Origin of the sequence: Methylobacterium sp. WL18 (genome assembly GCF_008040015.1) — a bacterium.
GTDB classification, from domain to species: domain Bacteria; phylum Pseudomonadota; class Alphaproteobacteria; order Rhizobiales; family Beijerinckiaceae; genus Methylobacterium; species Methylobacterium mesophilicum.
In genome coordinates, this window is the sequence record NZ_VRVD01000158.1 from 1 (window position 1) to 8,719 (window position 8,719).

An 8,719-nucleotide genomic window follows, 5' to 3' on the forward strand; every position below is an offset into this window, starting at 1 on the left:
CCCCCCCCTTTTTTTTTTAATCATCCGGCCCCCCCCGACATCTACACAGTGTAGATCGTCGGCCGCGTCTTATGTTTATAAGAGACCGGCCTCGCCGCCACGGGCGGCGAGACCGCGGCGGCGCTGTTGACGCGCTTCGATATCCACGGGATCCAGCTGGCCGACGAGATCGAGCCGGGCGTCTCGCTCGGCCTCACACTGGGTCGGCTTTCGATCCCCATCGCCACGAAGGCCGGGGCGTTCGGCGACGCCGACAGCCTCGCGCGCATTCGTGACCGCCTGCGCAGAGCGCGAATTGAAGGAAGCCTGACATGACCCGTCCGACCATCGCCATCACCATGGGCGATCCCGCCGGCATCGGGCCGGAGATCATCATGAAGGCGCTGGCGCATCCGGAGGTCCACGCGATCTGCCAACCGCTGGTGGTCGGCGATGCCGGGCGCCTGCGGCAGGCGGGCCGCATCGTCGGGGCCACGATCGGGGTCGCTTCGCTGGCCGATGCGGGCGACGCAGCGTTCGACACCGACGCGGTTCAGTGCATCGACCTGAAATGCGTCCCCGACGACCTGCCGTTCGGGAAGTTGTCCCCGATCGCCGGCGAGACCGCCTATCGTTGCATCGCGGCGGCGGTGGAGATCGTCCAGGCGGGGCAGGCGCAAGGCATCTGCACCGCGCCCTTGTCGAAGGAGGCGCTGCACGCGGCCGGCCACAAGTTTCCCGGCCACACCGAGATGCTGGCCCATCTCACCGGGACGCCGGAAGTCTCGATGATGCTGGTCTCGCCCAAGCTTCGGGTGATCCACGTCACGACCCATATCGGCCTGATCGACGCCATCGCGCGGATCGAGCCCGGCCTCGTCGAGCGCGTCATCGCCCGGGGACATGCGGTGCTGGTGAAGGCCGGCATCGCCGAGCCGAAGATCGGCGTCTGCGCCATCAATCCGCATGCGGGCGAGAACGGCCTGTTCGGTCATGGCGAGGAGGCGGAGAAGATCACGCCGGCGGTCGAGGCCTGCCGCGCAAAGGGCTGGGACGTTCGTGGCCCCCTGCCGGCCGACACCTTGTTCTTCTTGGCCGGCCGGGGCGATTACGACATGGTGGTCGCCATGTATCACGATCAGGGTCACGGCCCGATCAAGGTGCTGGGTCTCGAGGCCGGGGTGAACATCACGGTCGGCCTCCCGGTGATCCGGACCTCCGTAGATCACGGGACGGCCTTCGACATCGCCGGCACGGGCGTCGCGGACGAGCGCAGCTTGATTGAGGCCTTGCGGCAGGCGGTCGAGCTGGCGCCGAAACCGCTCGCGGCTTGACAGGATTGCCGGGACGGATGGAAGCGCCTCCTGTCGCGGGCAGGTAGGAAGAGCACGGCTATGCGCGGTACGGAACGCCGGGCGCGGCTGTTGGAGGCGCTGGGGCTGGGTGAGATCGATGTGGACGATCTCGCACGACGGTTCGGCGTCTCCGCCTCGACCGTCCGGCGCGATCTGCAGCACCTCTCCGACACCAAGGCGGTGCGGCGGACCTACGGCGGCGCCATCCTGGCCGCGGCCATGCCCGAGACCACGCTCGACCAGAGGCTGGCGATCAACGGCCCTGAGAAGCAAGCGATCGCCCGGGCGGCGCTCGCACTCATCGCGGATGGCGAGACCCTGATCCTCGATGCCGGCTCGACGGTCACGGCCTTCGGGCGCCTGCTGATCGATCGACGGCTGCGCATCATCACGAACAATCTGGCGCTGCTTCCCTGCCTTGCGCAGGCACCTGGAATCGATCTCGTCGTCCTCGGCGGCAGCCTGAGAGCCACGAGCATGAGCACCGTCGGCCCCCTCGCCGTCGAAGCACTGCAGAGGATGACCGCGGATCGGACGGTGATGAGCGCGGACGGCGTGGTCGCGGGACGCGGCCTGTGCGAGGCGAGCCTCGATCAGGTCGCGCTCAAATCGGTGATGATCGCGCAGGCGCGCGAGACGATCGTGCTGGCCAACGCGGGCAAGCTCGGGCGCGCGGAGCAGATGGCGTGGGCTCCGCTCCCACGGCGCTGGACTTTGGTCACCGACGCGACAGTTCCAGCGGACGAGCGGCGGCACCTCGCGGACGCGGGCGCCTTCATCATCGTCGCTGACCCCTGACGAACCCGGTGCCGTTGGCAGACGCGATCGAACGTTGGGACGGTCAGAGCCGAGCACGCGCTGTGCGATCCCGGTGCGACGGCCGGCCAAGGTGTACCGATCATGACCCAGAATCTGCCCGAGCTACCGCCGGAAGCGTTCGCCAAGCCCGACCGCCATCCCGATCCGCTGTTCTACGCGCAGCCGCGGTTGGTCGCGCATATCGACGCGGCCGCGATCGCCGCCGTGACCGACCTCTACCGTGCGGTCGTGCCTGCCGGCGGCATCGTCCTCGACCTGATGTCCAGCTGGATTAGCCACCTGCCGGACGAGGTCGCCTACGGAAGCGTCATCGGCCACGGGATGAACGCGGCGGAACTGGCCGTCAACCCGCGTCTGGCCCGGCACTTCGTGCAGGATCTCAACACCGAGCCGCGCCTGCCGCTCGACGCGGCGAGCGTCGACGCGGCGCTGCTCTGCGTCTCGGTGCAGTACCTGCAGCGACCCGTGGACGTCCTGTCCGAGGTCGCCCGCATCCTGCGCCCCGGCGCACCGGTGATCATCAGTTTCTCGAACCGCTGCTTCCCGACCAAGGCGGTCGCGATCTGGAGCGCCCTCGACGGTGAGGGGCACGCGCAGTTGGTTAGCCTGTACCTGCAGCGCGCCGGCTTCCCGCGCGTCGAGACCCGCGTCCTGAAGCGCGCGGGAGGCTCGGGCGACCCATTGACAGCGGTCATCGGATGGACGGGCTCGGCCTGACAGCTTTTCGGGGCCGGATGGACAATACAGCGGTCCGCGTCAGCGAATGCCGCCGTCGCTGAGCCGGTACCAGGCGATGATGGCCGACACGTACAGGCGGTGGAACGCGTGCAGCGGCAGCGGTGCGACCGGTGTCAGCGGCAGCGGCAGGCGGTCCGGATCCCCAGTCGCGACGTAGTCGGCGATCAACCGTCCCATGGTGGATTGCAGGCCGACACCGCGGCCCTGGCAGCCGATGTCGATGAGGAGCCCGGGTGCGGGCTCGTGGAGGTGCGGTAGGTAATCCTGCGTGATCGCCACCCGGCCGCACCAGCGATGGTCGAACGCGACCCCGTCGAGCTGCGGGAACAGCTTGCCGACGATGCGCTCGAGATGGGCCCAGTCGCGGGCACCGCGCGGCTCGCGGAACGGACCGCGGCCGCCCATGAGCAGGCGGCCGGTATGGTCGAGGCGGAAATACAGCAGGAGCTTGCGCGTGTCCGACGAGACCTGCCCCTCGGGCAGGATCGAGCGCCGCAGGTTGTCCGAGAGCGGCGTCGTGGCGACCTGAAAGGAATTGGCCGCGATCACGGTCTGCGCGAGCCCGGGCCATAGCCCACCCGTATAGCCGTTGGTGCACAGGACGACACGCTCGGTCGAGAGCCGCGCGCCCTGAGCCGTTGTGACGGTCCAGGTCGACCCGCTGCGGGTCAGGCCGGTGACGGGGCTGCCGCCGTGGATGGCGGCACCGGCCTTCAGCGCCGCACGGGCGAGGCCGCGGGCGTAACTCAGCGGCTGGACCGCACCGCCGCGGCCGTCGAGCCAGCCGCCGAGGTATCGCTCCGTCCCGAGCAGCCGATCGGTCTCGGCCTTGTCGAGGACCTGGGTCGGCGCACCGAGGCCGGCCCATTGCTCCGCCCGGCGCGCGACCTCGGCGAGCCCGGCCTCGGTATGGGCGCCCTGGATCCAGCCCGCGCGCCGGTGCGGCACGTCCATGGCGTGCTTGGCGATCAGGTCGAAGACCGTATCGGCGGTGCTTCCGGCAAAGCGCGCGAGCCGCTCGCCGCGCTCGCGCCCGAACTTGGCGACGAGGGCGGCGGGATCGTATTTCAGGCCCGGGATGACCTGACCGCCGTTGCGCCCAGACCCGCCGAAGCCGACCTCGCGAGCCTCCAGCACGACCGGTCGGATCCCGCGCTCGGCGAGGTGCAGGGCGGTCGAGAGGCCGCAGAAGCCGCCGCCGACGATCACCACATCGGCGTGCCCGGATTCGGACAGGGGCGGCGTCTCGGGCCCCGGTGTGGCAGTGGTAGCCCAGAGCGACGGCGCGAGGGGAAACGGTTCGGCCACGGTAATCCCTAGAGCGGATGCAGCACCCGCTGCAGGAAGTCCTGGGTGCGCGGGTGTTGTGGGCGATTGAGGATCTCGGCGGCCGGCCCCTGCTCGACCAGGCGACCGCCATCAAGGAACAGCACGCGGTCGGCGACCTCCCGGGCGAACCCGATTTCGTGGGTCACGACGATCATGGTCATGCCCTCGTCCGCCAGCCCGCGCATCACCCGCAGGACATCGCCGACAAGCTCGGGATCGAGGGCCGAGGTCGGCTCGTCGAACAGGATCGCCTCCGGGCGCATGGCCAGGGCCCGCGCGATGGCGACGCGCTGCTGCTGGCCGCCCGAGAGCGCATCGGGCCGGGCATGCTCCTTGCCGGCCAGGCCGACCCGGGCGAGCAGCGCCCTGGCGCGATCCTCGACCTCGGCGCGGGGCTCCCGCTTCACGTGGATGGGCCCCTCGACGACGTTCTCCAGCGCGGTGCGATTGGCGAACAGGTTGAAGCGCTGGAACACCATGGACACACGGGTCCGCACCGCCTGGATGCTGCGCTTGTCCCGGTCGACGCGCTGGCCGTCGACCCGGATCTCGCCGCCGTCATAGGCTTCGAGTCCATTGATGCAGCGCAGCAGCGTCGACTTGCCGGAGCCTGAAGGCCCGATGATGCAGACAACCTCGCCCTTCGTGACCTCGGCCGAGACGCCCTTGATCACTTCCAGCGAGCCGTAATGCTTGTGCACATCCTGAAGGACGATCACCGGTGGCGCCCCTTCGCTTCGAGGTGGCGCACCAGCAGGATCAGCGGAAGGCTCAGCGCCAGGTACATCAGCGCCACCATCGTGTAGACGCTGGTGTTCTTGAACGTCGAGGAGGCGATGAGCTTGCCCTGGAGGGCCAGTTCCGCGACCGTGATGGTCGAGGCCTGCGACGAATCCTTGAGCATCATGATCATGATGTTGCCGTAAGGCGGCAGCGCGATCTTGACCGCCTGGGGCAGGATCACCCGACGCATGGTCATCCACCAGCCCATGCCGATCGACAGGGCGGCCTCGACCTGCCCGCGGTCCACCGCCTCGATGCCGGCCCGGAAATTTTCGGCCTGGTAGGCCGAATAGGCGATCCCGAGCCCGATGATCGCCGCCTGCACCGCCGTGAGCGACAGGCCGAAATCCGGCAGCACGAAGTAGATGTAAAACAGCTGCACGATGATCGGGATGCCGCGCAGGATGTTGATCATCACCGCGCTGAACCCGGCCAGCACGGCGATCCCGGAGACCCGCAGCACCGCCCAGAACAGGCCCAGGACGGTCGAGACCACCAGGGAGGCCAGGGTGATCAGAACCGTTAGCTGCACGCCCTGGAACAGGATCGGCAGGTAATCCTGCGCGTCGGCCAGGAACTCGCGCATGAATCTCAGGACCGGTCGGCCGAGGGCGGCAGACCCCACTTCATCAGGATCTTCTCGAGCGTCCCGTCGGCCTTCAGCTTGGCGAGCGCGGCGTCGATCTTGGCGAGCAGTGCGGTGTCGGCCTTGCGCACGCTGATGCCCACCGAGGCGACGACAGTCGGCTTGAGGGTCTCGACCAGGCGGACGCCGGGAAACATGCCCTGCTTGACGTAGTAGGCCAGGATCGGGGCGTCGGCGAAGCCGGCCTTCAGCCGCCCGGAATTGACGTCGCGAATGATGTCCGGGATCGCGTCGTAAATCTTCACCTCGGCGAAAAGACCCGATTTCTTCAACGGATCGACGAAGGCGGTACCGACCTGGGCGCCGACGGTCTCACCTTTCAGGTCGGCGAAGGACGTGTAGTCCTTCGTGTCGGCCTTCGGGACGATCAGCCCCTCGCCGTAGCTGTAGACCGGAGCCGAGAAGGCCACGACCTCCTTGCGCTGGGGTGTGATGAACATCGCCGCCGAGATGATGTCGATCTTCGAGGCGGTGAGTGCCGGGATCAGCGTCGAAAATTGCAGTGGCTCAACCGCGACGGCGAACCCGGCCTCCTTGCCGACCGCGTTCACGAGATCGACCATGACCCCTTGGATCGAGTTGGTCTTGGTGTCGAGGAAGGTGAACGGCAGGCCGGTGGGCGTGGCCCCGACCCGCAGGGGCGGCTCGGCCCTGGCCGGGCCGGCGATCAAGAGGGCGAGGCTCAGGCCCAGGCTCGGAAGCAGGCGTCTCATGGCGCGGATCCTCGACACTGGCATAGCGCGACTCTTCGCTATCGCTCGTCTGTTTTCATATCTGTGAAGATTACCGCACGGTTCGCGGCTCGACGCAAGATGATTTCACGTGCATGAAGATGCCACGGACTCTCCAGGATGACGCGGCGGTGAGCAGGCCCAAAGTCGAACCGATGGCGGCCGATCCCGTGGACCGGGCCGTGGGCCAGCGGCTGCGCGCCCTGCGCCAGGAGCGGCGGCTGTCCCTGGAAAAGGTCGCGGCCAGCACCGGCCTCTCGATCGGCTTCATCAGCCAGGTGGAGCGCGGCCTGTCCTCGCCGTCCCTGCGCGTCCTGGCCCTGCTCGCCGACACGCTCCAGACCGGGATCGGCGGCCTGTTCGAGACGACCGCCCCGGAGAAGGACCCCGACCCGATCGTGGTGTTCGAGCGGGACCGGGCGGAACTCAAGCTCTGGCGCGCCGGGATCACCAAGCAGCTTCTGACGCCCGCGGGCAGGACGCCGAGCCTCAGCCTGTTCCACATGGTGCTCGAGCCGAAGGCCAGCACGGGCGACGAGCTGTTCAGCCACGACGGCGAGGAGGCCGGCCTGGTGCTCGAGGGGCGCCTGACCCTCGTGGTCGAAGCCCGGACGCTGGACCTTGCCGCCGGCGACAGCTTCCGCTTCGCCAGCCATCGGCCGCACCGTTTCGGCAATCCGGACGGCCGGACGCGTGCCGTCGTCCTGTGGGTCAACGCGTTGGGGGCGGATCGAGCGCCGGATCCGTGACTGGCTGCAACGCTCGCGCACAAGTCAGCGCAGCGGCCCGGCGGAGGGAGACTTCCGCTAGGTGTTTCGCAGACCAAGGCGACCGGTCTTGACGCTGAGTTGTAGCCCGTGCCCTCGTAACACGCACAAAAAGAAGCATCCGACGGGAGGTCCACCATGGCGCTGATCCGCAGCTGCGTCCTCTCGGCAGCGATCGCCTGCGGCGCGATGGCCGGGGCAGCCGCGGCGGAGCCGATCACCGTGAAGGTGGGTGTCCTGAACGATATGTCGGGGGTCTACTCCGACACCGGGGGCCAGGGCTCGGTGGTCGCCGCGCGGCTCGCGATCGAGGATTTCGCCAAGACCGACGCCAACGTGCGGGTCGATCTCGTCTCCGCCGACCACCAGAACAAGCCGGATGTCGGCGCCGCCATCGCGCGGCAATGGTACGATCGCGACGGGGTCGACGCGATCTTCGACGTGCCGACGTCCTCGGTGGCCCTGGCGGTGAGCCAGGTCACGCGCGAGAAGAACCGGATCTTCATCGATTCCGGCGCCGGGACCACGGACCTGACCGGCAAGGCCTGCTCGCCCAATACGATCCAGTGGACCTACGACACCTATGCCCTCGCGCACGGCACAGCCGGCGCGATGCTCAAGCGCGGGGGCGAGTCCTGGTACTTCCTCACCGCCGACTACGCGTTCGGGATCTCGCTTCAGAACGAGGCCTCCGCGGTCGTCCAGAAGGGCGGGGGCCGCGTGCTCGGTGCCGCCAAGGTGCCGTTCCCAGCCACGGACTTCTCGTCGTTCCTGCTTCAGGCACAGGCGTCGGGGGCGAAGGTGGTCGGGCTCGCCAATGCCGGCGGCGACACGATCAACGCCGTCAAGCAGGCCCATGAGTTCGGTCTGATGGAGAGCGGTCAGACCCTGGCGGCATTGCTCGTCTACGCGGTGGACGTGCATTCGCTCGGCCTGCAGACGGCCCGCGGACTGGTGCTGACCGAGTCGTTCTACTGGGATCTCAACCCCGGCACGCGTGCCTTCTCGGAACGCTTCGCGTCGCGCCACAACGGCACCATGCCGACGATGAACCAGGCGGGCGTCTATGCCGGCCTCCTGCACTACCTGAAGGCCGTCGCGGCGACGAAGTCGAAGGATCCGCAGACGACCATGGCCTGGATGAAGGCCAACCCCACCGACGACCCGCTGTTCGGCAAGGGCTCGATCCGGGTCGATGGCCGCAAGCTGCACCCGATGTACCTGTTCGAGGTGAAGGCGCCGGCCGAATCCAAGGGCGAGTGGGACCTGTACAAGCTCCTCGACACCATCCCGGCCGAGCAGGCGTTCCGCCCCCTCGCCGACGGCGGATGCCCCCTGGTCGCGAAGAACTAGACCCGGAGGACGGCGTCCGGCGCAGGCACGGGTGCGGCCCTCGACGAAGGACGTTCGGGAGATCACTCGCCATGCTGCGTGATATCAGAGGACAGGTCGCCTGGGTGACGGGAGCCGGGTCCGGCATCGGACAGGCCGCCGCGATTTCGCTCGCCAAGGCCGGGATGCGGCTGGCCCTCACCGGGCGGCGGGCGGACGCCCTGGAGCAAACCGCGGACC

General features: G+C 68.5%; 10 protein-coding genes and 1 pseudogene. 7 read left to right on the forward strand and 4 right to left on the reverse strand.

Going from position 1 to position 8,719, the window contains the following annotated elements; genetic code table 11:
• Nucleotides 1-99 precede the first annotated feature (99 nt).
• The 4 genes and pseudogenes from FV228_RS13420 to FV228_RS13435 all read left to right on the forward strand — a co-directional run.
• A pseudogene (locus FV228_RS13420) lies at nucleotides 100-315 on the forward strand (nucleotide-binding domain containing protein); the annotation flags it as partial.
• Nucleotides 312-1,313 carry a 4-hydroxythreonine-4-phosphate dehydrogenase PdxA gene (gene pdxA, locus FV228_RS13425; RefSeq protein ID WP_147855079.1) on the forward strand — a complete coding sequence of 334 codons (1,002 nt, stop codon included), beginning with the start codon at nucleotides 312-314 and terminating at the stop codon, nucleotides 1,311-1,313. The pseudogene FV228_RS13420 and the gene pdxA, both read left to right, overlap by 4 nt.
• A 60-nt stretch (nucleotides 1,314-1,373) precedes the next feature.
• Nucleotides 1,374-2,132 carry a DeoR/GlpR family DNA-binding transcription regulator gene (locus tag FV228_RS13430; protein WP_147855080.1) on the forward strand — a complete coding sequence of 253 codons (759 nt, stop codon included), beginning with the start codon at nucleotides 1,374-1,376 and terminating at the stop codon, nucleotides 2,130-2,132.
• A gap of 102 nt (nucleotides 2,133-2,234) precedes the next feature.
• Nucleotides 2,235-2,870: a methyltransferase domain-containing protein gene (locus tag FV228_RS13435; RefSeq protein ID WP_147855081.1), complete on the forward strand. Its 636-nt coding sequence runs from the start codon at nucleotides 2,235-2,237 to the stop codon at nucleotides 2,868-2,870.
• Between the two features lie 39 nt (nucleotides 2,871-2,909).
• Here the strand turns inward: FV228_RS13435 and FV228_RS13440 are convergent, their stop codons facing one another.
• From FV228_RS13440 to FV228_RS13455, 4 genes are read right to left on the reverse strand one after another with little or no spacing between them, the layout of a single operon-like run.
• Nucleotides 2,910-4,199, reverse strand: coding sequence for an FAD-binding oxidoreductase (locus tag FV228_RS13440; protein ID WP_147855082.1), 1,290 nt, complete (start codon nucleotides 4,197-4,199; stop codon nucleotides 2,910-2,912).
• An 8-nt stretch (nucleotides 4,200-4,207) separates the two neighbouring features.
• Nucleotides 4,208-4,939, reverse strand: coding sequence for an amino acid ABC transporter ATP-binding protein (locus FV228_RS13445; RefSeq protein ID WP_147855083.1), 732 nt, complete (start codon nucleotides 4,937-4,939; stop codon nucleotides 4,208-4,210).
• The gene (locus FV228_RS13450; protein WP_147855084.1) at nucleotides 4,936-5,589 is read right to left on the reverse strand and encodes an amino acid ABC transporter permease; all 654 of its coding nucleotides are present in this window, start codon (nucleotides 5,587-5,589) and stop codon (nucleotides 4,936-4,938) included. The genes FV228_RS13445 and FV228_RS13450 overlap by 4 nt, the downstream gene beginning before the upstream one ends.
• A 5-nt stretch (nucleotides 5,590-5,594) precedes the next feature.
• A complete protein-coding gene (locus FV228_RS13455) occupies nucleotides 5,595-6,362 on the reverse strand; it encodes an ABC transporter substrate-binding protein (protein WP_147855085.1) in 768 nt (255 codons plus the stop codon).
• Between the two features lie 173 nt (nucleotides 6,363-6,535).
• Here FV228_RS13455 and FV228_RS13460 point away from each other — a divergent pair, with 173 nt between their 5' ends.
• From FV228_RS13460 to FV228_RS13470, 3 genes are all read left to right on the forward strand, one after another.
• Nucleotides 6,536-7,129 (forward strand): cupin domain-containing protein, encoded by a 594-nt coding sequence (locus FV228_RS13460; RefSeq protein WP_147855088.1) that lies wholly within the window; start codon nucleotides 6,536-6,538, stop codon nucleotides 7,127-7,129.
• A 156-nt stretch (nucleotides 7,130-7,285) separates the two neighbouring features.
• Complete coding sequence (locus FV228_RS13465) at nucleotides 7,286-8,500, forward strand: ABC transporter substrate-binding protein (protein WP_147855086.1); 1,215 nt, start codon at nucleotides 7,286-7,288, stop codon at nucleotides 8,498-8,500.
• 71 nt (nucleotides 8,501-8,571) lie between these two features.
• Nucleotides 8,572-8,719 (forward strand): SDR family NAD(P)-dependent oxidoreductase (locus FV228_RS13470; protein WP_147855087.1); only part of this gene is annotated, 148 nt, incomplete at its 3' end.

Bases quoted from the DNA above. Each gene is read 5' to 3' on its own strand.
- pdxA (WP_147855079.1), top strand. From the start codon at position 312: ATGACCCGTCCGACCATCGCCATCACCATGGGCGATCCCGCCGGCATC.
- FV228_RS13430 (WP_147855080.1), top strand. From the start codon at position 1,374: ATGCGCGGTACGGAACGCCGGGCGCGGCTGTTGGAGGCGCTGGGGCTG.
- FV228_RS13435 (WP_147855081.1), top strand. From the start codon at position 2,235: ATGACCCAGAATCTGCCCGAGCTACCGCCGGAAGCGTTCGCCAAGCCC.
- FV228_RS13450 (WP_147855084.1), bottom strand. From the start codon at position 5,589: ATGCGCGAGTTCCTGGCCGACGCGCAGGATTACCTGCCGATCCTGTTC.
- FV228_RS13455 (WP_147855085.1), bottom strand. From the start codon at position 6,362: ATGAGACGCCTGCTTCCGAGCCTGGGCCTGAGCCTCGCCCTCTTGATC.
- FV228_RS13460 (WP_147855088.1), top strand. From the start codon at position 6,536: ATGGCGGCCGATCCCGTGGACCGGGCCGTGGGCCAGCGGCTGCGCGCC.
- FV228_RS13465 (WP_147855086.1), top strand. From the start codon at position 7,286: ATGGCGCTGATCCGCAGCTGCGTCCTCTCGGCAGCGATCGCCTGCGGC.